The sequence below is a fragment of the Rhodobacter maritimus genome (assembly GCF_058747975.1).
On sequence record NZ_CM179095.1, the window covers coordinates 3,235,293 to 3,257,700 of the forward strand.

Here is a 22,408-nt window from a genome sequence, read left to right on the forward strand (position 1 = left end):
GCCATGGCGCAGTTTGACCGTTTCGTCGTGTTCGCCGAAATGCGCACCGGCTCGAACCTTCTCGAATCCGCACTCAACCGGCTGGCCGGCGTGCAGTGCCATGGCGAAGCGTTCAACCCTGCACTGATCGGCTACCCCAAGCGCGAAACGCTTCTGGACATGACCCGCGCCGCGCGGGACGCGGACCCCCTTGCGCTGTGGCAGCGGATCGGGGCGGCGCCGGGCCTGAATGGCTGCCGCTATTTCCACGATCACGATCCGCGCGTCCTGTCCGCGATGCTGGACGATCCGTGCTGCGCCAAGGTGATCCTGACGCGTAATCCGCTGGACAGCTATGTCAGCCTGAAGATCGCGCGCGCCACCGGGCAGTGGAAGCTGGGCGACGGGCGCGACCGGCGCGAGGCGCGCGCAAGTTTCGACGCAGAGGAATTCGACCATCACCTTGCCACCCTTCAGGACTTCCAGCTGCGCCTGCTGCATGCGCTTCAGGCCTCGGGTCAGACGGCCTTCTACCTCGATTACGAGGATGTGCAGGATCTTGAGGTTCTGAATGGTCTGGCCGCGTGGCTGGGGGCCGAGGACCGGCTGAAGGCCCTTCCCGACGATCTGGTCCCGCAAAACCCCGAACCGCTGGAGCGGAAGGTGGCGAATTTCCCCGCGATGGAAACCGCGCTTGCCCGGATCGACCGCTTTAACCTGACCCGCACCCCGAATTTCGAACCCCGCCGCGGCCCCGGCGTTCCCGGCTTCATCGCCGCAAAGGACGCGGGCCTGCTTTACATGCCGATCCGTCCGGGCCCCGATGCCGCGTTGCGCGGCTGGCTGGCGCAGCTTGGCGCCGGCGGGATCGAAGAGGGCTTCACGCAAAAGACCCTGCGCCAGTGGAAGCGCCGCCATCCGGGCCATCGCAGCTTTACCGTGCTGCGCCACCCGCTGCTGCGCGCGCATCTGGCCTTTCGCGCGGTGCTTGAACGTCCCGGCATGGCCGATACCCGCGTCACCCTGCGCGCGGCCTATGGCCTGGCCCTGCCGCCCGAGGGCGAGGCTCTTGCGCCCGATGCCGAAGGCGATATCTTCCTGGCCTTCCTGCAATGGCTGAAGCCCAACCTGAACCTGCAGACGAACCTTCCCGTGCACCCGCTTTGGGCCAGCCAGTCGGCCGCGCTTCTGGGGCTGGCGCAATTCGCGGCCCCCGACCTCATCGCCCGCGAGGATCGGCTGGCTGCGGATCTGGCTGCGCTTGCCGCCATGGCCGCAACCCCGGCGCCGACCTTCGATCCGTCCGCGACCGCGCCCGATGCCTCCGCCCTTTCCGCGATCTGGCGCCCGGACATGGAAAAAGCCGCGCGTGAGGCTTACACGCGCGACTTCATGCAATTCGGTTTTTCAGACTGGAACGATCAGGCCGCCTGAACGTTCTGCGCCTCGGTCAGGACGGCATGCAACGCCGCAGGATCCGAATTTGCGCGCAGCTTGTTACAGGTTTCCGCGTTACGCATCGTGCGCGAGACCAGCGCCAGAGCCTTGAGATGCTCGACCCCCGAATCCTTGGGGGCGAAAAGCGCAAAGACCAGATCCACCGGCTGACGGTCGACCGCGTCGAACTCCAGCGGCTTTTCAAGCCGCAGGAATACGCCCACCACGTCCGAGAGCCCGTGCAGCCGCGCATGCGGCAGCGCCACACCGCGTCCCACGCCGGTCGGCCCAAGGCTTTCGCGTTCCTGCAACGCATCCACGGTCTGGGGCGCATCCAGTCCGTAGACCGAATGCGCGATTTCCGCGAGATCCTGGAAAAGACGCTTCTTGCTCGTGACATTTGCCAGCACCTTGACGGCGCTTGGCCTGAGCATTGTGGAGAGATCCATGTGTCCTGTCACTTCCGCGCCTTTTCAGGGGGCGCTCATTTGCTGTTTCGCGGGTCGATCCAGCCCACATTTCCGTCTTCGCGGCGGTGGACGACATTGACCCCGCCATGTTTCTCGTTGCGGAACACCAGCAGCGGAATTCCCGACAGCTCCATCTGCATCACCGCCTCGCCGACCGAAAGCGTGGGAACCTTGGTTTCCATCTCGGCCACGATGATCGGCGCCAGACTGCCGCCATCCGACTCTGCCTCTGCATCGTCCGCGGCGAGGACATACATGCCCGCAGGGCCGAATTCAACCGGCTCATGGCGATCACGGTGATGATCCTTCAGCCGGCGCTTGTGGCGGCGCAGCTGCTTGTCCATTTTTTCGCGGCAGGATTCGAAGGCGGCATAGATTTCGCCGGCGCGGCCATGGGCCGAGGCGGTCAGGCCAGTGGACAGGTGCACCGTCGCCTCACACAGGAACTCATGCGCGTTACGCGAAAACACCACGGTCGCATCGGTGGGGCGCTGCGAATATTTCTCGACTGTTTCACCCAGTTCCGCTTTCACATGGGTTTGCAGTGCATCGCCCACGTCAAGCTGTTTCCCGCTGATCTGGTAACGCATGGTTTCTCCTTCAGATTTGGGGCAGAAGGCCTGCAAGCTCTTGCAAGGGCCGCTGCCCGGTTAAACCGGGGGATGGCGTGAACCGCGCGGATGCAATGCCGGAGGATCGTCCGGAATCATCGGCTGCGGGCACTCTGTCGAAGGGGCGGTGTTCACGCATTTGTCTTATTTGGGAACGGATTGGCGGGGGTGTCAACGGCCATCCTTCGCCGCGATGCGGAACTTGGCCCGTCAGATGATGCGGAAATTCTGTCCAAGATAGACGCGGCGCACGTTCTCGTCGCGCACGACCTCTTCGGTGGTTCCCGACATCAGCACCTTGCCATCATGCAGGATATAGGCGCGGTCCACGATTTCCAGGGTTTCGCGCACGTTGTGATCGGTGATGAGAACCCCGATCCCGCGATCCTTGAGTTGTGCGACAAGATGCCGGATCTCGCCCACGGCGATCGGGTCGACCCCGGCGAAGGGCTCGTCCAGCAGCAGGTATTTCGGATCGGCGGCCAGGCAGCGCGCGATCTCGACCCGGCGCCGCTCGCCGCCCGACAGCGCAAGCGCGGGGGCCTGGCGCAGATGCCCGATCGAGAAATCGCCCAGCAACTCTTCCAGACGCTCGCGCCGCTTGTGCGGCTCGGGCACGGCAATCTCCAGCACCGCCATGATGTTGCCCTCGACCGTGAGGCCGCGGAAGATCGAGGCCTCTTGCGGAAGATAGCCGATTCCCATCTTGGCGCGGCGATACATCGGAAGGGCGGTCACGTCGCGCCCGTCGATCTGCACCTGCCCGGCATCCGGCCGGATCAGCCCGGCGATATTGTAAAAACAGGTGGTCTTGCCCGAGCCGTTCGGCCCCAGAAGCGCCACGACCTCGCCCCGGCGCAGCTCGACCGAGACATCGCGGATCACCGGGCGGCGGCGATAGCTTTTGCGCAGCCCCACGACAAGAAGCCCGCCATCGGCCGGCGCGAGCGAAAGTTCCGCCCCACCCTTGGCCATCAGTTGCCCCCCGGTTGCAGGATCGTGCGCACCCGGCCATCCATCTGGCCCGTGCCGCTGGACAGATCCACGGTCAGCTTCTGGCCCGACATCACATTCGCGCCCTGCGTCAGAAGCACGTTGCCCGACAGCACGATCGTGCCGCTGGTCACCTCGTAGACCGCTTCCTGCGCCTCGGCCGCCTCGGCCGCGGAGGCCAGCGTCACCCCGCCCGAGGCATGCAGCTTCTGGATTCGCGTCCGGTCGCCCTGCGCATATTCAACCCGGACATTCTGCGCCTGAAGCCGCATGTCGCCCTGCCCGATCACGACATTGCCCGAAAAGGTGGCCGACCCGTCGGCCTGATTGACCGAAAGCGTGTCCGAGGTGATCTCGACCGGGGCCGAGATATCGGCGCGGATGCCGCCAAACGCCACCTGCTGGGCCTGGGCCGCAAGACCGGAAAGAACAAGGGCAAGGACGGAAAGGCAGCTCTGGATACGCATCGGAACCTCAATTCTGCGGGTGATATACCAGCTTCACACCGCCGTTGAAAACAAGCTCGTGCGTCGCACCCGCATCGGTTGAACGCAGGGTCATTTGCCCTGCCTCAAGCTCTCCCATCGGGGCGGTGGCATGCACCGCGCCGGGCGCCGTCAGTTCGGAGCGATCGGTCCGCGCCTCGATCCGCGCGCTTTGCATCCGGTAGCCCGTGGAGGTCGACACCTGCACGCCGCCGAAAAAGCTGACCTGCCCGCTTGCCGGGTCGATCCGCCCTTCGGCTGCGGTCAGATCCGCACTCAGCCCGCCGGTGGTTTCAAGCCGCGCGGAAAGGCTGCTGGCACTGGCCCCCGCCCCGCCATCGGGATCGGGCCGCGCGGTCTTTGCCGTCACGGTCAGCGCGGCGCCATCCTCGGTCATGCCGGCGAATTCGGGCGCGGTCACGCGCGGCTCGCGCGCGAGTTCTTCCACATCGACCTGCGCATAGGGAATCGCGTTGGTGGGATCGACCTTCCGCGACAGCATGAACAGGGTCGACAACAGCACGAGCGCCGCCAGCGGCAGGACGATCTTCGCCCAGGCAACCAGCCGCGAATGTGCGTTGTCATAGGTCATCACGCGACCCCGGCCCGCAGGCAGTCATGGATGTGCAGGATGCCCTGCGGGGCGCCGTCGCCCTCGGGGGTGACGACGAACAGGCAGGTGATCTTGCGTGCGTTCATCGCGGCCACGGCCTTTTCGGCAAGCGCGCCGGGGTCGATGGTGCGGGGGCCCGCGGTCATCACCTCGGCCGCGCGCAGCGACAACAGCCCCTCCATGTGGCGGCGCAGGTCGCCATCGGTGATGATGCCGGTCAGGCGGCCCGCCGCATCGGTAACCCCGGCCACCCCGAATCCCTTCTGCGAGATCGTCAGAAGCACTTCGCCCATGGGCGTGTCTTCGCCCACGAGCGGCATGTCGGCATGCATCAGGTCCGCCACCCGCGCCAGCCGCGCGCCCAGCTTGCCGCCGGGATGGAAGGTGCGGAAATGTTCGGGCGTGAACTGGCGATGCTCCATCAGCGCCACGGCCAGCGCATCGCCCAGGGCCAGCGTCATCGTGGTCGAGGTGGTGGGCACCACGCCGGTGCCGCAGGCCTCGTCGGCGCGGGGCAGCACGATGGCCACGTCGGATTGGCGCAACAGGGTCGAATCGGCCCGGCTTGCCACCCCGATCAGCGGGATGGTGAAGCGCCGCGTATGGGCGATGATATCCGAAAGCTCGGGCGTCTCGCCCGAGTTCGACAGCACCAGCGCCACGTCATTTTCGGTGACCATGCCAAGATCGCCATGGCTTGCCTCGGCGGGGTGGACGAATTGCGCGGGCGTCCCGGTCGAGGCCAGCGTCGCCGCGATCTTGCGCCCGACATGGCCCGATTTGCCCATGCCCGACACGATGACCCGGCCCCGCGCGCGCAGGATCAGGTCCACCGCCGCGCCGAAGCTTGCGTCAAGGCTGTCGGACAGTTGCGCAAGGCCCGCGCGTTCGACCGCGATCACGCGGCGCGCGGTTTCCAGAAAATCAGTGGTGGAAGATGTCATTCGGCTCCTCCCAGCCCAGAAGGTCAAGCCGGGCCCGCGCGGGCAGGAAATCGAAACAGGCCTGCGCCAGCGCGCCGCGACCCTCGCGGAGCAGGCGGCGCTGCAATTCCTCCTTGAGGCGGTGCAGATAAAGCACGTCCGCGGCGGCATATTCCATCTGCGCCTGGCTCAGCTCCGGCGCGCCCCAGTCCGAGGTCTGCTGCTGCTTGGAAATATCAACGCCCACCAGCTCTTGCAGAAGGTATTTCAGCCCGTGCCGGTCGGTGAAGGTGCGCACCATCTTCGAGGCGATCTTGGTGCAGAACACCGGCTGCGTAAGCACGCCGAAGGCCGCGTAAAGCGCCGCGATGTCGAAGCGCGCGAAGTGAAACAGCTTCTCGGTGCCCGGATCGGCCATCAGCGCGCAAAGCCGCGGGGCCTCGGTCTGGCCAAGCGCGATCTTGACCAGATGCGCGTCGCCATCGCCCGAGGACAGCTGCACCAGGCACAGCCTGTCGCGGCGCGGATCAAGCCCCATGGTTTCGGTATCGACGGCCACGACCGGGCCAAGCTCGAGCCCTTCGGGCAGGTCGTTGTGATGCAGGTGGATCGTCACGGGAAATCGTCTTTCGCTGTTGTCCGGGCCATATAAGCGCGATGGGCGCGGATTGCCAATCTGCCGCGACGGCGGGGCCGGAACGCAAAACCCCGCGACCGGGGTCGCGGGGTTTTGAGATATGGTGCCCAGGAGAGGACTCGAACCTCCACGCCTTGCGGCACACGGACCTGAACCGTGCGCGTCTACCAATTCCGCCACCTGGGCAGGTGTCGTGAGGCGCGATGTATAGGGGGGCGCTGATACTGTCAACGGGCCGCGTGAAGAATTTCGCGCCACGGGTCGAAGCCTGACCCTTTGCCCTTGTTTGCAAAGGGGGTTGGCGGTAATCAGAGGTCGATTTTTCGGAAACGGAAGGCGGCGTCCATGTCGAAACTGGTGACGATCTATGGCGGTTCGGGCTTTGTGGGGCGCTATATCGCGCGCCGGATGGCGAAAGAGGGCTGGCGCGTGCGCGTCGCCGTGCGTCGCCCGAACGAGGCGCTTTTCGTCAAGCCCTACGGTGCGGTCGGTCAGGTCGAGCCGGTCCTGTGCAACATCCGTGACGACGCAAGCGTGCGCGCCGCGATGGCCGGGGCGGATGCGGTGGTGAACTGCGTCGGCATCCTCGTGAACGAAGGCCGCAACAGGTTCGACGCGGTTCAGGCCGAAGGCGCAGGCCGCATTGCGCGGATCTCCAGGGAATCGGGCGTGGCCCGGCTGGTGCATCTTTCGGCGATCGGTGCCGATGCGGGTGCGCAAAGCGATTACGCCCGCACCAAGGCCGGGGGTGAGGCCGCCGTGCTGGCCGAACGCCCCGATGCGGTGATCCTGCGGCCTTCCGTCATCTTCGGCAACGAGGACGGGTTCTTCAACCGCTTCGCCGGCATGGCGCGGCTTGGCCCGATCCTGCCGGTGGTGGGCGCCGAGACCCGCTTCCAGCCGGTCTATGTGGACGATGTGGCCCATGCCGCCGTGAAAGGCATCCTGGGCGAGGCCGCGCCCGGCATCTATGAACTGGGTGGCCCCGACATCCATACCCTGCGCGAGTTGATGGCCGAGATGCTGCGCATGATCAACCGCCGCCGGCTGATCCTGAACATGCCGACCTTCGTTGCCCGTATCCTGGGCGGCACGTTCGATCTGTTGCAGTGGATCACCGGTGGGCTGGTCACGAACCGGGTGCTGACCCGCGATCAGGTCAGGAACCTGGCCCATGACAATGTGGTGGCCGAGGGCGCGCGTGGCTTCGATGCGCTTGGCATCCGGCCCACGCCCTTCGCCTCGGTCCTGCCGGGCTATCTGTGGCGCTACCGTCCGGGCGGCCAGTATGACGCGATCAAGGCATCGGCCAAGAACCTGCGTAAACCCGGCTGATGCAGGACACGATCGTCGCCGCGCTCCTCGGGTTTCTTGAGGGGCTGACCGAGTTCATCCCGGTCTCATCGACGGGGCATGTGCTGCTTGCCGGCCATTTCTTGGGATTCGAAAGCACCGGCAAGGCCTTCGAGGTGGTGATCCAGCTTGGCGCGGTGCTGGCCGTTCTTGGCGTTTATGCCGCGCGGCTGATCGGGGTCTTTGCCGCCGCGCCGCACGATCCGGCCGCGCGGCGCTTCATCGCCTCGGTGCTGATCGCCTTTCTTCCGGCGGTGGTGATCGGGGTCATCGCGCATGATTTCATCAAGACCGTGCTGTTCGAGACCCCGGTGCTGATCGCGGTGATGCTGATCCTTGGCGGGGTGATCCTGCTGCTGGTCGACCGGGCCGAGCTGAAGGTCACACAGGACGATGCGATGCGTCTGCCACTGTCCATGGCGCTCAGGATCGGGGTGATCCAGTGTCTTGCGATGATTCCGGGGGTGTCACGCTCGGGCGCGACGATCGTGGGGGCCATGCTTCTGGGCGCCTCCAAGCGCGCGGCGGCAGAGTTTTCGTTCTTCCTTGCGATGCCCACGATGGCCGGCGCATTCGCCTATGATCTTTACAAGAACCGCGACGTGCTGAGCGCGGCCGATCTCAACCTGATCGCGGTCGGGTTTGTCGTGGCCTTCGTCTCTGCGTTGCTGGTGGTGAAGGGCCTTCTGAACTTTGTCTCGCGCCACGGCTATGCGCTTTTTGGCTGGTGGCGAATCATTGTCGGCACGGTCGCCCTGATCGCCTTGGCATCCGGCGCCTGAACATTGAGTAATGTCTGCTTACCTATTTTTTGAAAAATTCTGGCGCCGGAACGTCGATCAATGAATTTTTCTGACATTTAGGTAAGTCTTGCTGACTTTTATTCCCCCTGGAGCCGGTGTAGCACTTCGCTACCCAATTCACCCCAATGGGAGGCGCAGCCATGGCTCAGCAACGCATGCTCAAATTCGTCACGACGGCGAAAGAGATGCCCGAAAAGCGGGACGCCACGGTGCGCGCGCATGACTTCCACGAGATCTACCGCGAATTCGCCGATGCCAAGGCGGCCGAGCAGGCCAGCCGGTGCAGCCAGTGCGGCGTGCCCTATTGCCAGTCGCATTGCCCGCTGCACAACAACATCCCCGACTGGCTGCGGCTGACCGCCGAGGGCCGGTTGCAGGAAGCCTATGAGCTTAGCCAGGCCACCAACACCTTCCCCGAGATCTGCGGCCGCATCTGCCCGCAGGACCGCCTGTGCGAAGGCAACTGCGTGATCGAGCAGTCGGGCCACGGCACGGTCACGATCGGCGCGGTCGAGAAATACATCACCGACACCGCCTGGGACATGGGCTGGGTCAAGCCGATCAAGCCGGCCGCCGAGCGCGCCGAATCCGTGGCCATCATCGGGGCAGGCCCCGGCGGGCTTGCGGCGGCCGATGTGCTGCGCCGCGCGGGCGTGCAGGTCACCGTCTATGACCGATATGACCGTGCGGGCGGGCTGCTGACCTACGGCATCCCCGGCTTCAAGCTGGAAAAGGACGTGGTGATGCAGCGCATCGGCCAGCTGGAACAGGCCGGCGTGCAATTCGTGCTGAACTGCAATGTCGGCACCGACATCTCTTTTGACGCGATCCGCGGCAAGCATGACGCGGTGGTCATCGCCACCGGCGTCTACAAGACGCGCGACCTGGCCGGGCCGGGCGCCGATGCCGCCGGGATCGTGCGCGCGATCGACTATCTGACCGTTTCGAACCGCAAGAGCTTTGGCGACGAGGTTGCCGAATTCGACGACGGCACGCTGAACGCCGAGGGCAAGCGCGTCGTGGTCATCGGCGGCGGCGATACCGCGATGGACTGCGTGCGCACGGCGATCCGCCAGGGCGCCACCAGCGTGAAATGCCTTTACCGGCGCGACCGGGCCAACATGCCCGGCTCGCAGCGCGAGGTGCAGAACGCCGAGGAAGAGGGTGTCGAATTCGTCTGGATGACCGCGCCGGTCGGCTTCACGGGCAATCCCGTCGCGGGCGTGACGGTGCAGCGCATGCGCCTTGGCGCACCGGACGCGACGGGCCGCCAGTCGCCCGAGGTGATCGAGGGGTCGGACTATCTCGAAGATGCCGATCTGGTGATCAAGGCGCTCGGGTTCGAACCCGAAGACCTGCCGAAGCTTTGGGGCGTCGAGGGGCTCGAGGTCACTCGCTGGGGCACCGTGAAGGCCGCGTTCGGCAGCCATGCCACCAGCATCCCGGGCGTCTTCGCCGTGGGCGACATCGTGCGCGGCGCAAGCCTTGTGGTCTGGGCCATCCGCGACGGGCGCGAGGCAGGGGCTGCGGTGATCGACTATCTTGGCCAGGCGGCACAGGTGGCGGCGGAATAATCCGCCCCGGCCGCAACACACGACAAAAGAGGCGCATGTGAAGACGGGTTCGGCAATCCTGGCGGTTTCAGCGGTGCTTGCGGGCGCCGCGCCGGGGCGTGCCGAAACCTTCACCCCCCCGGCAGGGTGCGAGGTTCTGGTGACGGTACAGTTGCGCCAGTGCACCGTGGCCAACCACTACCGCTGCGCGGACGATGCGCCCGGCGCACGCTGGATTTCCTATGCCGACGGGTCGGGCATCTACTTCACCAGCCTGATCGACGCGGAAACCCGCTGGATGGAATCCTACGCGCATGAAACCGGAGAGGTCGACCTGCTGGACGAGGCCGGATCGACCGATCACGCCTCGTTCTCGGCGCTGCTGACCACGGGCCGCGACGATTACGATTTCGTCACGGCGAACAATTTCGGCGAGGTGCGGCGCTATCGCGGCTTTGACCGGCTGACGGGCGAGAGGGTGACGATCGACGGCGTGCCGCTTGAACGCTGCGAGTTCGACCTGAGCGCCTTCGACGGCGCGGGGAATTTCGTCTCGCGCCGGCGCGGCATGCAATATGTCAACCGCGAGATGCGGGTGTTCTTCGGCGATACCGAAACCTTCGACAATGCCCAGGGCGACAGCGTGACGACAGCGCAGCCCCCCGCCTCCTTCGCCTTTCCGGGCGAAGACGGGTTCGCCGCCGCCGAACCGATCTTCGATTGCGACATGCTGATGACCGCGCTTCCCCGGATCGGGGGACGGTCATGACGACGCTTGTCGAAACCCTGCACGAGCCGCCGCTGCGCATCCGCTACATGCCCGGCCGTTCGGAACGGCTTGTAGTCTCCTTCGCCGGAGTGGGCAGCATCCCGCATGAGGAACCGCCTGCCGAGTTCTTCCGTCTGGCCAGCACAAACGGCGAAAATCACGTGCTCTTCATCTCGGATCAAAGCCGTAGCTGGATGAACGCGCCGGGCATTGCCGACCTGACTGCCCAGACGGTGCGGCAAACCGCCGCCGCGATCGGCGCAGCACGGGTCGTGGCCATCGGCAACTCCATGGGAGGCAGTGCCGCGCTGATCCTGGCCGCGCTCATGCCGCTGGACGGCGTTCTGGCCATCGTTCCGCAATACTCGGTCCATCCCCGGATCATGCCCGACGAGCCACGCTGGGAAAGGTTCCGCGAACAGATCACCGACTGGCCCTTTGCGACGGTTCCCGAACCTGCGGGGCTGAACTGTCCGCTGACCGTCCTGCACGGCGCAACCGCGGGCGAGTTGATCCATGCCGACCGGTTCGGCCAGGCGCCCAACATGATGCATTTCATCTTTCCCGGTCTGGGGCATGGGCTGGCACGGAAACCCCGTGGCGCGGGATATCTTGAACCCATCGTCACCAATGCAATTCTCGGGCGCCCCCGCCGCGTCCGCCTTTCTGTCCGCACCGCGGGCGGCATGAACCGGCATCGGTTCGACCGCACGCGGAACACCCACTCTTCGAGGAGGCACTGACATGACCAAATATGATGAAACCTGGGTTGCCGCCGAGGAAGCCAAGCGCAAGTGGATGGCGGAGAACAGCCTTTACCGGGCCGATGACGAACATGCCTCTTGCGGGGTTGGGCTTGTGGTGTCGATCGACGGCAAGGCCAGCCGCAAGGTCGTGGACAACGGCATCGGCGCACTGCGCGCCGTCTGGCACCGTGGCGCGGTGGATGCCGATGGCAAGACCGGCGACGGCGCGGGCATCCACCTTCAGATCCCGGTGCCCTTCTTCTACGACCAGGTGCGCCGCACCGGGCACGAGCCCGACATGCAAAAGCGCATCGCCGTGGGTCAGGTCTTTCTGCCGCGCACCGATTTCGGCGCGCAAGAGCGGTGCCGCACGATCGTGGAAACCGAAGTGCTGCGCATGGGCCATTACATCTATGGCTGGCGCCACGTTCCGGTGAATACCGAAGTGCTGGGCGAAAAGGCCAATGCCACCCGCCCCGAGATCGAGCAGATCCTGATCCGCTGCGAAAAGGACATCGACGAGGAACAGTTCGAGCGCGAGCTTTACATCATCCGCCGCCGGATCGAGAAGGCCGCCATCGCCGCGCAGATCGCAGGGCTCTACCTGTGCTCTCTCTCCTGCCGGTCGATCATCTACAAGGGCATGATGCTGGCCGAACAGGTTGCCGTCTTCTACCCAGACCTGATGGACGAGCGTTTCGAATCGGCCTTCGCCATCTATCACCAGCGCTATTCCACCAACACCTTCCCGCAATGGTGGCTGGCCCAGCCCTTCCGCATGCTTGCCCATAACGGCGAGATCAACACCCTGAAGGGCAACACCAACTGGATGAAAAGCCACGAGATCCGCATGGCCTCGTCGGCCTTCGGCGAGATGGCCGAGGATATCAAGCCGATCATCCCGGTGGGCGCATCGGATTCGGGCGCGCTGGACGCGGTGTTCGAGGTGATGGTGCGCTCGGGCCGTTCGGCGCCGATGACCAAGACGATGCTGGTGCCCGAGGCCTGGTCCAAGGCCACGACCGACATGCCGCAGGCCTGGCAGGACATGTATGCCTATTGCAACGCGGTGATCGAACCCTGGGACGGCCCGGCCGCCCTTGCCATGACCGATGGCCGCTGGGTCTGCGGCGGGCTTGACCGCAACGGCCTGCGCCCGATGCGCTATGTCGTCACCGGCGACGGGCTGCTGATCGCGGGGTCCGAGGTGGGCATGGTTCCGGTGGACGAATCCAACGTGCGCGAAAAGGGCGCGCTTGGACCGGGGCAGATGATCGCCGTGGATATGCGCGAGCACAAACTTTACCACGATACCGAGATCAAGGACCGTCTGGCCCATAGCCAGCCCTTCGGCGAATGGGTCGAGAAGGTGGTGGATCTGAACGCGATCATGCGCGACGTTCCCGAAAAGGCGCAATTCTCGGGCGCCGAACTGCGCAAGCGCCAGATTGCCGCCGGTTACAGCGTCGAAGAGCTGGAACAGATCCTTGCGCCGATGGCCGAGGACGGCAAGGAGGCGATCGCCTCGATGGGCGACGATACGCCGCCCGCGGTGCTGTCCAAGCAGTATCGCCCACTGAGCCATTTCTTCCGCCAGAACTTCAGCCAGGTCACCAACCCGCCGATCGACAGCCTGCGCGAAAGCCGCGTGATGAGCCTTAAGACGCGCTTCGGCAACCTCAAGAACGTGCTGGACGAAGACAGCTCTCAGGCCGAGATCCTGATCCTTGAAAGCCCGTTCATCGCGAATGAGGAATATGCCCGGATGCTGCGCCAGTTCGGCGATGCGGTCACGATCATCGACTGCACCTTCGCCGCCGAGGCCGACCAGGACGCCTTGCGCGACGGGCTCGCGCGCATCCGCGCCGAGGCCGAGGATGCCGTGCGTTCGGGTGCGGCGCATATCGTGCTGACGGATGAACACCAAAGCCCCGAGCGGGTGGCGATGCCGATGATCCTTGCGACCTCGGCGGTGCATAGCTGGCTGACGAAGAAGGGGCTGCGCACCTTCACCTCGGTCAATGTCCGTTCGGCCGAATGTATCGACGCGCATTACTTCGCGGTGCTGATCGGCTGCGGCGCGACGACGGTGAACGCCTATCTCGCACAGGACAGCATCGCGGACCGGATCGAGCGCGGCCTTCTGGAGGGCCAGCTGATCGACGCGATGCGCCGCTACCGCGACGCCATCGACGCGGGGCTGCTGAAGATCATGGCCAAGATGGGGATCTCGGTGATCTCGTCCTATCGCGGCGGGCTGAACTTCGAGGCCGTCGGCCTCTCGCGTGCCATGGTGGCCGAGTATTTCCCCGGCATGCACAGCCGCATTTCGGGGATCGGCCTGCACGGCATCCAGCACAAGCTGGTCGATACGCATGCCCGGGGCTGGAAGGGCGGGCAGGACGTGCTGCCGATCGGCGGCTTCTACAAGGCACGCCGCACGGGCGAAAAGCACGCCTGGGAAGCGCAGACGATGCACATGCTGCAATCGGCCTGCGACCGCGCCTCCTACGATCTGTGGAAGCAGTATTCGGCCGCGATGCGGGCCAATCCGCCGATCCATATCCGTGACCTTCTGGACATCAAGACGCTGGGCAAGCCGGTGCCGATCGAAGAGGTCGAGTCGATCACCTCGATCCGCAAACGCTTTGTCACGCCGGGCATGTCGCTGGGGGCGCTGTCGCCCGAGGCGCACAAGCTGCTGAACGTGGCGATGAACCGCATCGGTGCGAAATCCGACTCGGGCGAGGGCGGCGAGGACCCGGCGCATTTCGTGCCCGAGCCGAATGGCGACAACCCCTCGGCCAAGATCAAGCAGGTGGCTTCGGGGCGTTTCGGCGTGACCGCCGAATACCTCAACCACTGCGAAGAGCTGGAAATCAAGGTCGCCCAGGGTGCCAAACCCGGTGAGGGCGGCCAGCTTCCGGGGATGAAGGTCACCGACCTGATCGCGCGCCTGCGGCACTCGACCAAGGGGGTGACGCTGATCTCGCCCCCGCCGCACCACGACATCTACAGTATCGAAGACCTCGCGCAGCTGATCTACGACCTCAAGCAGATCAACCCGCGCGCCAAGGTGACGGTGAAGCTGGTCGCGTCCTCGGGCGTGGGCACGATCGCGGCCGGTGTGGCCAAGGCCAAGGCCGACGTGATCCTGATCTCGGGGCACAACGGCGGCACCGGGGCCAGCCCCGCGACCTCGATCAAATATGCCGGTCTTCCGTGGGAAATGGGCCTGACCGAGGCGCATCAGGTTCTGGCGATGAACAACCTGCGCGAGCGGGTGACGCTGCGCACCGATGGCGGCCTGCGGACCGGGCGCGACATCGTGATGGCCGCCATGATGGGGGCCGAGGAATACGGGATCGGCACCGCCGCGCTGATTGCGATGGGCTGCATCATGGTGCGTCAGTGCCAGTCGAACACCTGCCCGGTGGGCGTGTGCACCCAAGACCCCGCGCTGCGCGCCAAGTTCACCGGAACGGCCGACAAGGTGGTGAACCTCATCACCTTCTATGCCCAGGAAGTGCGCGAGATCCTCGCCTCGATCGGGGCACGCTCGCTTGACGAGGTGATCGGGCGGGCCGACCTGCTGACCCAGGTCAGCCGCGGTTCGGCGCATCTGGACGATCTGGACCTCAACCCGCTGCTGATCACCGTCGATGGCTGGGACAAGATCGTCTATGACCGCTCCAAGCCGCGCAACTTCGTGCCCGACACGCTGGATGCCGAGATCATCAAGGACGGCCACCGCTTCTTCGAGGATGGCGAGAAGATGCAGCTCTCCTATGCCGTGCGCAACACCCACCGCACGATCGGCACGCGCGCATCCAGCCATATCGTCAAGAATTTCGGGATGCGCAACGCGCTGCAACCCGATCACCTGACGGTCAAGCTGACGGGGTCCTGCGGGCAATCGCTTGGCGCCTTCGCCGCGCCGGGGCTGAAGATCGAGGTGTCGGGCGATGCCAACGACTATGTGGGCAAGGGGCTTTCGGGGGGCACCATCGTCGTGCGCCCGCCGATGATCTCGCCCCTGATGGCGTCGGAGAACACCATCATCGGCAACACGGTGCTTTACGGGGCGACGGATGGCCATCTGTTCGCGGCCGGGCGCGCGGGCGAACGCTTTGCGGTGCGCAACTCGGGCGCGTCGGTGGTAGTCGAAGGCTGCGGCACCAACGGCTGCGAATACATGACCGGCGGCGTTGCGGTGATCCTTGGCCGGATCGGCGCGAATTTCGGCGCGGGCATGACCGGCGGGATGGCCTATCTTTACGACCCCGACGGGGTGGCCGAGGATTACATGAACCTCGAAAGCCTTGTGACCTGCGCGGTGACGCATCCGCACTGGGAAGCCCAGCTCAGGGGGCTGGTCGAGCGCCATGTGCAGGAGACCGGCAGCAAGAAGGGCCATGAGATCCTGCAAAACTGGGAGGCAGAGCGCGCCAACTTCCTGCAGGTCTGCCCCAGGGAAATGCTGGTCCACCTGCCCCACCCGCTGAGCGAAGAGGCCCAGGCCCTTCCCGCCGAATAGGCGCGGGCAGGGAGGGCGGAAAACACGAAGGGCGTGGCCGAAAGCCACGCCCTTTCCTCATTGCGGATGCGCGGCCTTTCCCTAATGCCGCGTGCCCAGCTTGCGCAGCGCGGCCTCTGCCTCGCCCGACAGGATATCGGCAAGCTTCTGGCCAAGATCGCCCCCCGGCACCGGCTTTTCCGGGCGGCTCCGCACGGCGGCGGCGATCGCCACGCCAAGCCCGATGCCAAGCGCCGCGGTGACAAGCGGATGGTCCTGCACGAAGCGCGCGGTCTGCTGGCCCGCGGCTTTCGCGGCGGCCTCGGCATTGAGGCGCGCGGCATAGGCCGCTTCGCGCGCGGCGATGGTCTTGCGGCGCGCCTCGGCGGAAAGATCGGCCAGCCCCCCGGCCAGTTCGGATTTCACGCCTTCGGCGAATTCCGCAAGAACAGAGGCTTTCTCAGTCGTGAAATCGCGCGCATCCTCCAGCCCCTTGGCGGCTTCGGCCTCGATCCGCGAAATCTGCTCGGAAGCGCTGCGGCGCAGCTTGTCGAGGCGTTTCGCCCAGCGGTCGGCCACCGCATCCACCTCGTCCGAAAGATCCTCGGCCGCCTCGTGCAGTTTCCGGCGCGCGGTGTCAGAGGCAGCCGGGTCGCGATTGCCCAGAAGCATCCAGGCCAGGCCCGCCCCCATCAGCGCGAATGCCAATGGGTTCTTCATCACCGTTTGCCCCGCGCGCCGCGCATAGACATCGGCATTGTCGCGCAGATGCGCCACGCCGTATTCCAGCGCGAATGCCGGCCCGACCCGCGCAAGGATCTCGGCCAAGGTCTCGCCCAGGGCCGCGCGATCGTCGGACAGGCGGTCCTCGATATCGTTCACGTCGGATTTCTTGCTCATCTCAAGGTCTCCTTGATGGTCTTCGCATGAGTGGACAGCGCCGAGAGACTGGGGCTGGGCGTGTTCAGTGCCTGCATCGCCGATTTCGCGGCGAATTGCGCTGCAAGGACGGCAGCAACGAACCCCGCCAGCCCGACCAGCAGCACCGCGGGTCCAAGCGGCAGGCCCGCCCGCATCACAAGCACCACAAGCGCCGCACCAAGCGCGTTCAGCGCGACGATGCCAAGGCAAAGCGCGATGGCGCCCAGAAACAGGCCCTTTTGCAGCGCCCCGGCGCGCATCTGCGCCTCGGCCCGTAACAGCGCGCGTTGATCCTCCAGCACGGCCCGGCCCTGCATCCGCGCCCGCATCAGCAGCGCCTCGATCGGCTCGTCCTTGATTGCGGTATCTTCCGATGCCTGCATCTCTCTCTCCGTCCGTCCGCCGCCAGTTGCGAAGACTGGCAGCGTATCACGTTTCAACGCCGGTGACGGCATTAGGTTCCTTGTCGCAGCAGGAACGAAAATACCCGCCCGGCAAATGCGCGGGCGGGCAAAGTGAGGCAGTTTTCACCTTAGAGGCAGGTTCATCAGGCCCCGCGCACGGCAGAGCGCGGGCCTGCGATCAGCCAGATCAGGAAACCGACAAGCGGCAGCAGAATCACAAGCAGCGCCCATAGAACCTTGGAACCCGTGGGCCGCGAAGAGCCGATGATCGACACCAGCGCCCAGATATCGAGTGCCAGCAGCACAAGGCCGCCAAATCCCGTAAGCTCGAACATGTTCATCTCCATTTTCGTGCCATCTCCCGATCAGGCCAGTGCCGGTCAACGCACGGACCTGCCGCCCGGTTCCGTGATTTCGGGCAAATAAATTTCCGCCCCCGACCGGAACCGGCTGCGGTATGCCGGCGTTTTCAACCAGATGCGCCGATGCGCATGTTCGTCACTGAACCCAATGAACCCGAAGGAGAAAACCATGCTTGGATGGGCCCTTACGTTTCTTGTGATCGCACTGATCGCAGCTGCTCTTGGCTTCGGCGGGATCGCCGGCGCTTCCGCAGGGATTGCACAGATCCTGTTCGTGATCTTCCTGATCCTGTTCGTCGTCGCAATGATCGCCCGCGCCGTTCGCGGCAAGCCGCCGGTCTGACCGCAGCGCCATGACGACATGAAAAGGGCCCCGCAGGATGCGCGGGGCCCTTTTTTGATTCCGGAACGCCGTTACCTCGGGCTGCGCTTGGCCAGGATGCGCTGAAGCGTGCGGCGATGCATGTTCAACCGGCGGGCGGTTTCGCTGACGTTGCGGTCGCACAGCTCATAGACGCGCTGGATATGTTCCCAGCGGACGCGATCCGCGCTCATCGGGTTTTCGGGCGGCGGGGGAAGGTTGTCGCCCCGCGCCAGCAGCGCGTTAGTGATGTCATTGGCGTCGGCAGGCTTGGACAGATAGTCGGTGGCGCCGATCTTCACCGCGGCCACCGCCGTCGCAATCGCGCCATAGCCCGTCAGGACCACGATACGGGCATCGGGACGGCGTTCGCGCAGCGCCTCGACGACATCGAGGCCATTGCCATCCTCAAGGCGCAGGTCAACCACGGCATAGGCGGGCGGACGGGCATGCGCGATGGCCTTGCCCGCGGCGACGGTCTCCGCCGTTTCAGGCTTGAAGCCGCGCTTTTCCATCGCCCGCGCAAGGCGCATCAGAAACGGAGCATCGTCATCCACCAGCAACAGGGAGGGATCTGGCCCAAGTTCGATGTTCTCATCATCCGACATGTCTGTTCCCGCCTGTTCCTGATTGCATTCGTTCTAGTGTGACATGCCTATCGGGTCAAACGCTCTGTCCCGGCCGGTCTTAACGCGGCTTTGCGGCATCCACGAAACAGGCCACCCGGTCGGCCATTTCCTCGGGCGTGGTGTCGCGGTTGAAGAACTCGGCAAAGCCGGTCTCGGGAAAGACCAGATAGGTCTGGGTCGAGTGGTCGATCAGCGTGTAGGGGTCCCCCGGATTTTGCACCTTGTAATAGGTGCGATAGGCTTGGCTTGCGGCCTTGACCTGCTCGGCCGTGCCGGAAAGGCCCAGCATGCGCGGATGCATCACATCGGTAAACTCGGTCAGAAGTTCGGGCGTGTCACGCTCGGAATCGATCGAGATGAAGATCGGCGTGACCTCGTAGCCGCGCTCTTCCAAAAGGATCGTGGCTTCTGCGTTGCGCATGCTGTCAAGCGGGCAGACATCGGGGCAATAGGTATAGCCGAAGTAAAGCAGCGAAGGGCCCTTGATTACATCCTTTTCCGTCACGGTTTCCCCGGTTTCCGAGACAAGCGTGAAGGGCCCGCCGATCGCGGCGCTGCCCCCGGCCACGACACCCTTGCGGCATTGGGCGAAGATATCCTTGTCGCCCCCTTGGGTGGCAAACCAGGTTGCGGCCAGACCTGCCGCAACAACGACGGTGGCGGCAATGGCGGCGGTACGGGCGGTGATGGGCATGGGCATATCCTGAGTGTTCGGCGTCGTGCATTGATCGCGCAGCACAGCCCTACTATCAATGCATTTGCGCGAAAATGTGATATCAGGACGCATCATGAACCAGTTCCTTCCCGTCGGCGCACAGCCGCACGAAACGCACCAGGACTGGGTTCGCCTGCGCACATTGATCTATCTGCGTTGGACCGCCATCGTCGGGCAGCTTGCCGCGATCTTCGTGGCCTGGTGCTGTTATGACATCGCGCTTGATCTTGGCCTGTGCCTGATGACGGTGGGGGCAGCCGTCGCGGCCAATCTCGTGTCGATCTTCCTGTTCCCCGAGAACAAGCGGCTGACCGAAACCGAAGCCATGGTGACACTGCTGTTCGATACCGCCCAGCTGGCCTTGCTGCTGGCGCTGACGGGCGGGTTGAACAACCCCTTCGCGCTCTTGATCCTGGTGCCCGTCACGATCGCGGCGACGGCGCTGCAAAAACGCCCGACCATCCTTCTCGGTCTGGCGACGATCGTGATGATCTCGATCGCAGCTTGGGTACATGCCCCGCTGATGACCACTTCGGGCATGCTGATCGCCGTGCCGCCGGTGGTGGAATTCGGCTACTGGCTTGCGATCGTGATCGGGGTCGTGTTCCTGGGCGTCTATGCCCACCGGGTCGCGCAGGAAATCCACGCGATGGGCGATGCGCTTCTGGCCACGCAGATGGCCCTTGCGCGCGAACAGAAGCTGACGGACCTTGGCGGGGTCGTCGCCGCCGCCGCGCATGAGCTGGGCACCCCCCTTGCGACGATCAAGCTTGTCTCGGCCGAGCTTGCGGACGAGCTTGGCGATCAGCCCCTGCTGAAAGAGGACGCGATCCTGATCCGCGATCAGGCGGATCGGTGCCGCGACATCCTGCGCTCGATGGGCCGGGCGGGCAAAGAGGATCTGCATCTGCGCAGCGCCCCCCTTCTGGCCGTTCTGCGCGAAGCGGCCGAGCCGCATCTGGAACGCGGCAAGGAGATTCTGTTCGACCTGGCGCCCGCGACCGGAGCCAGCGAGCGCCAGCCGACGATTTTCCGCTATCCCGAACTGATCCATGCAATCCGCAACCTTGTCCAGAACGCGGTGGATTTCGCGCAATCCACCGTCTGGATCGACGCCATCTGGAGCGATACGGAACTGACCCTGCGGATCTCGGATGACGGGGCGGGCTATCCGTCCGGACTTCTGGGCCGGATCGGCGAGCCGTTCCTGAGCACGCGCCGCGCCGAGGCAGACCGCAACCCCCGCCCGGAATACGAGGGCATGGGCCTTGGGCTGTTCATCGCCAAGACGCTTCTGGAACGCACCGGCGCGCGGCTGCGGTTCTTCAACGGCACCGATCCGTTCCTGAAAGGCTCCGAGGCGCCGGCCCGCTCGGGCGCGGTGGTCGAGGCCATCTGGCCCATCGAACGGATCGAGGCGCCGGACAATCCCGCGCTTGGTGAAAACGTGTTGATATCGGAGTAAGGGAAACAGGCTTAACGGCGCGTTAACCTTTCATTGCGAATGCTCGGACCGGGGCGGCAATGAAAGGGCGGTCAGGATGTATGAGCATTGGGTTCTGGCGCTGGTGATTGTGGCAACCTCGGTCGGCTCGGGCGTGATCGCGCTGATGATCATCGCGGTGCTGCTGGACCGGATCGGGCCGCGCACGCGCAATGCCGTCACGCTGCCCGCGCTGGAAGAGACGATCTTCCTGTTCGAGGATCAGGACTTGCTGGACGCAACCGCCCCCGCGCGCGCGCTTCTGAACGCGGCGCCCGCAGGCCGCACCGACTGGGCGCGGCTGGCGGGTTTTCTGGCGCCGCGCTTTGCGGGCTTTTGCGACGCGATCGGCGCGCTTGCGCAGCAGGGCCGGATAGAGCTGGTGGCACAGGCGGGCGCCATGCGGCTGATCGCCGAGGATGTGAACGGGCTGGCGCGCATCACCCTGATCGACCCGCAGGCCGAAGGGCATGGCGTGCTTGTTGATACGCTGTCGCACCGCGCGCTTGAGGATGAGCTTGATCTGCTGCGCCAGATCGCCGATCTGTCGCCCGCGCTGTCCTGGCGCGAGGATGCGGCGGGGCAGGTGGTCTGGGCCAACCGGGCCTATCTGGCCCGCTCCGGCGCGCTTGACGGTGAAAGCGGCGTCCTGGCATGGCCCCTGCCGCGCCTGTTCGACCAGCCCCCCGCCGCCGGCGCCGCCGGCCCGCGGCGGATGAAGGCCATGACAGAGTGCGGCGGCCCGGCATGGTTCGATTGCCACGGCCTTCCCCATGACGGCGGCTCGGTGCATTTCGCGCTGCCCGCGGATGCCACGGTGCGCGCGGAACGCTCGTTGCGGGAATTCGTGCAGACCCTGACCAAGACCTTCGCGGATCTGCCGATAGGACTGGCGATCTTCGATGGCCAGCGCCAGTTGCAGCTGTCCAATCCCGCGCTGATCGACCTGACGCAGCTTGGCGCGGAATTCCTGTCGGGGCGGCCCACGCTTTATGCCTTTCTCGACCGCCTGCGCGAGGCGCGGATGATGCCCGAGCCCAAGGATTACCGCAGTTGGCGCCAGCAGATGACCGCGCTTGAACAAGCCAGTGCGGCGGGCTTTCATACCGAAACCTGGTCGCTTCCCTCGGGGCAGACCTATCGCGTGACGGGCCGTCCGCATCCCGACGGCGCGATCGCCTTTCTGTTCGAGGACATCTCTTCCGAAGTGTCCCTGACACGGCGGTTCCGCAGCGAACTGGAGCTGGGCCAGGAGGTGCTCGAGGCGCTGGAAGAGGCGGTGGCGGTGTTCCAGCCCTCGGGCGATCTGGTCGTCTCGAACGCGGCCTTCGCGCGGCTGTGGAACTTCGACCCGGGCGAGACGCTGGGGCGCGTGACGGTGATGGATGCGGTGCGCGTCTGGCAGGAACAATGCGAAGCCTCGCCGCTTTGGGCCAATGTGCGCGACTATGCCACCCGGATCGGGCAAAGGCCGCCGCTTGGCGCCAGGGTCAGGCTGCGCAACGGGCGCGCGGTGTCCTGCCGCTTCGTGTCGCTGAACGGCGGCGCGACGCTGGCAGCATTCACGCCCGCGCCGCTGCCGGGCATGGACACGGCCGGGCGCACGGGCAGCCCCGCCCTGCCCGTTGCCGCCGGAGCCTGAGCG

Annotated in this window: 22 protein-coding genes and 1 tRNA gene; 10 read left to right on the forward strand and 13 right to left on the reverse strand. The window is 65.3% G+C overall.

Annotation, left to right across the window (positions count from 1 at the left end; all coding sequences use genetic code 11):
• Window positions 1-3 precede the first annotated feature (3 nt).
• Complete coding sequence (locus AC4PTO_RS16210; protein ID WP_492730239.1) at window positions 4-1,413, forward strand: nodulation protein NodH; 1,410 nt, start codon at window positions 4-6, stop codon at window positions 1,411-1,413.
• On the opposite strand, the gene AC4PTO_RS16215 is transcribed toward AC4PTO_RS16210, so the two are convergent.
• The 8 genes from AC4PTO_RS16215 to AC4PTO_RS16250 form a co-directional block, all read right to left on the reverse strand.
• Entirely contained in the window at window positions 1,401-1,865 is a 465-nt protein-coding gene (locus AC4PTO_RS16215; RefSeq protein WP_492730241.1) for a PTS sugar transporter subunit IIA, read from the reverse strand. The genes AC4PTO_RS16210 and AC4PTO_RS16215 overlap by 13 nt on opposite strands.
• A 35-nt stretch (window positions 1,866-1,900) precedes the next feature.
• Window positions 1,901-2,476: a ribosome hibernation-promoting factor, HPF/YfiA family gene (gene hpf / locus AC4PTO_RS16220; RefSeq protein ID WP_492730243.1), complete on the reverse strand. Its 576-nt coding sequence runs from the start codon at window positions 2,474-2,476 to the stop codon at window positions 1,901-1,903.
• A 231-nt stretch (window positions 2,477-2,707) separates the two neighbouring features.
• Window positions 2,708-3,472, reverse strand: coding sequence for an LPS export ABC transporter ATP-binding protein (lptB, locus tag AC4PTO_RS16225; protein WP_492730245.1), 765 nt, complete (start codon window positions 3,470-3,472; stop codon window positions 2,708-2,710).
• Window positions 3,472-3,957 (reverse strand): lipopolysaccharide transport periplasmic protein LptA, encoded by a 486-nt coding sequence (lptA, locus tag AC4PTO_RS16230; RefSeq protein ID WP_492730247.1) that lies wholly within the window; start codon window positions 3,955-3,957, stop codon window positions 3,472-3,474. The genes lptB and lptA overlap by 1 nt, the downstream gene beginning before the upstream one ends.
• Before the next feature lie 7 nt (window positions 3,958-3,964).
• Window positions 3,965-4,567: a hypothetical protein gene (locus AC4PTO_RS16235; protein ID WP_492730249.1), complete on the reverse strand. Its 603-nt coding sequence runs from the start codon at window positions 4,565-4,567 to the stop codon at window positions 3,965-3,967.
• Entirely contained in the window at window positions 4,567-5,532 is a 966-nt protein-coding gene (locus AC4PTO_RS16240; protein ID WP_492730251.1) for a KpsF/GutQ family sugar-phosphate isomerase, read from the reverse strand. The genes AC4PTO_RS16235 and AC4PTO_RS16240 overlap by 1 nt, the downstream gene beginning before the upstream one ends.
• On the reverse strand, window positions 5,513-6,127 hold the full coding sequence (locus AC4PTO_RS16245) for a ribonuclease D (RefSeq protein WP_492730253.1): 615 nt from the start codon (window positions 6,125-6,127) through the stop codon (window positions 5,513-5,515). The genes AC4PTO_RS16240 and AC4PTO_RS16245 overlap by 20 nt, the downstream gene beginning before the upstream one ends.
• 122 nt (window positions 6,128-6,249) lie before the next feature.
• A tRNA-Leu gene (locus tag AC4PTO_RS16250) sits at window positions 6,250-6,334 on the reverse strand.
• A gap of 159 nt (window positions 6,335-6,493) precedes the next feature.
• Here AC4PTO_RS16250 and AC4PTO_RS16255 point away from each other — a divergent pair.
• The 6 genes from AC4PTO_RS16255 to gltB all read left to right on the forward strand — a co-directional run bounded on the left by AC4PTO_RS16255 (window position 6,494) and on the right by gltB (window position 15,909).
• Window positions 6,494-7,483, forward strand: a complete 990-nt coding sequence (locus AC4PTO_RS16255) for a complex I NDUFA9 subunit family protein (RefSeq protein ID WP_492730255.1) — start codon at window positions 6,494-6,496, stop codon at window positions 7,481-7,483.
• Window positions 7,483-8,283 carry an undecaprenyl-diphosphate phosphatase gene (locus AC4PTO_RS16260; RefSeq protein WP_492730257.1) on the forward strand — a complete coding sequence of 267 codons (801 nt, stop codon included), beginning with the start codon at window positions 7,483-7,485 and terminating at the stop codon, window positions 8,281-8,283. The genes AC4PTO_RS16255 and AC4PTO_RS16260 overlap by 1 nt, the downstream gene beginning before the upstream one ends.
• Before the next feature lie 161 nt (window positions 8,284-8,444).
• Window positions 8,445-9,878 (forward strand): NAD(P)-dependent oxidoreductase, encoded by a 1,434-nt coding sequence (locus AC4PTO_RS16265; protein WP_492730259.1) that lies wholly within the window; start codon window positions 8,445-8,447, stop codon window positions 9,876-9,878.
• A gap of 37 nt (window positions 9,879-9,915) precedes the next feature.
• Window positions 9,916-10,626 carry a hypothetical protein gene (locus tag AC4PTO_RS16270; protein WP_492730261.1) on the forward strand — a complete coding sequence of 237 codons (711 nt, stop codon included), beginning with the start codon at window positions 9,916-9,918 and terminating at the stop codon, window positions 10,624-10,626.
• A complete protein-coding gene (locus AC4PTO_RS16275) occupies window positions 10,623-11,369 on the forward strand; it encodes an alpha/beta fold hydrolase (protein ID WP_492730264.1) in 747 nt (248 codons plus the stop codon). Before AC4PTO_RS16270 ends, AC4PTO_RS16275 begins: the two co-directional genes overlap by 4 nt.
• 1 nt (window position 11,370) lies before the next feature.
• A complete protein-coding gene (gltB, locus tag AC4PTO_RS16280) occupies window positions 11,371-15,909 on the forward strand; it encodes a glutamate synthase large subunit (RefSeq protein WP_492730266.1) in 4,539 nt (1,512 codons plus the stop codon).
• 81 nt (window positions 15,910-15,990) lie between these two features.
• On the opposite strand, the gene AC4PTO_RS16285 is transcribed toward gltB, so the two are convergent.
• The 3 genes from AC4PTO_RS16285 to AC4PTO_RS16295 all read right to left on the reverse strand — a co-directional run bounded on the left by AC4PTO_RS16285 (window position 15,991) and on the right by AC4PTO_RS16295 (window position 17,560).
• Window positions 15,991-16,788, reverse strand: coding sequence for a hypothetical protein (locus AC4PTO_RS16285; RefSeq protein ID WP_492730268.1), 798 nt, complete (start codon window positions 16,786-16,788; stop codon window positions 15,991-15,993).
• A complete protein-coding gene (locus AC4PTO_RS16290) occupies window positions 16,785-17,192 on the reverse strand; it encodes a phage holin family protein (RefSeq protein ID WP_492730269.1) in 408 nt (135 codons plus the stop codon). The genes AC4PTO_RS16285 and AC4PTO_RS16290 overlap by 4 nt, the downstream gene beginning before the upstream one ends.
• A gap of 164 nt (window positions 17,193-17,356) precedes the next feature.
• Window positions 17,357-17,560: a PLD nuclease N-terminal domain-containing protein gene (locus AC4PTO_RS16295; protein ID WP_492730271.1), complete on the reverse strand. Its 204-nt coding sequence runs from the start codon at window positions 17,558-17,560 to the stop codon at window positions 17,357-17,359.
• Between the two features lie 184 nt (window positions 17,561-17,744).
• Here AC4PTO_RS16295 and AC4PTO_RS16300 point away from each other — a divergent pair, with 184 nt between their 5' ends.
• The gene (locus AC4PTO_RS16300; RefSeq protein WP_250043918.1) at window positions 17,745-17,918 is read left to right on the forward strand and encodes a DUF1328 domain-containing protein; all 174 of its coding nucleotides are present in this window, start codon (window positions 17,745-17,747) and stop codon (window positions 17,916-17,918) included.
• Between the two features lie 71 nt (window positions 17,919-17,989).
• On the opposite strand, the gene AC4PTO_RS16305 is transcribed toward AC4PTO_RS16300, so the two are convergent.
• A complete protein-coding gene (locus AC4PTO_RS16305; protein ID WP_492730273.1) occupies window positions 17,990-18,544 on the reverse strand; it encodes an ActR/PrrA/RegA family redox response regulator transcription factor in 555 nt (184 codons plus the stop codon).
• A 79-nt stretch (window positions 18,545-18,623) separates the two neighbouring features.
• Entirely contained in the window at window positions 18,624-19,259 is a 636-nt protein-coding gene (locus AC4PTO_RS16310; protein ID WP_492730275.1) for an SCO family protein, read from the reverse strand.
• Between the two features lie 94 nt (window positions 19,260-19,353).
• Between AC4PTO_RS16310 and regB the strand changes: the two genes are divergently transcribed.
• Together regB and AC4PTO_RS16320 are read left to right on the forward strand one after the other, a co-directional pair.
• Window positions 19,354-20,745: a sensor histidine kinase RegB gene (regB, locus tag AC4PTO_RS16315; protein ID WP_492730277.1), complete on the forward strand. Its 1,392-nt coding sequence runs from the start codon at window positions 19,354-19,356 to the stop codon at window positions 20,743-20,745.
• A 76-nt stretch (window positions 20,746-20,821) separates the two neighbouring features.
• Window positions 20,822-22,405: a PAS-domain containing protein gene (locus AC4PTO_RS16320; protein ID WP_492730278.1), complete on the forward strand. Its 1,584-nt coding sequence runs from the start codon at window positions 20,822-20,824 to the stop codon at window positions 22,403-22,405.
• The last annotated feature ends 3 nt before the right edge of the window (window positions 22,406-22,408 follow it).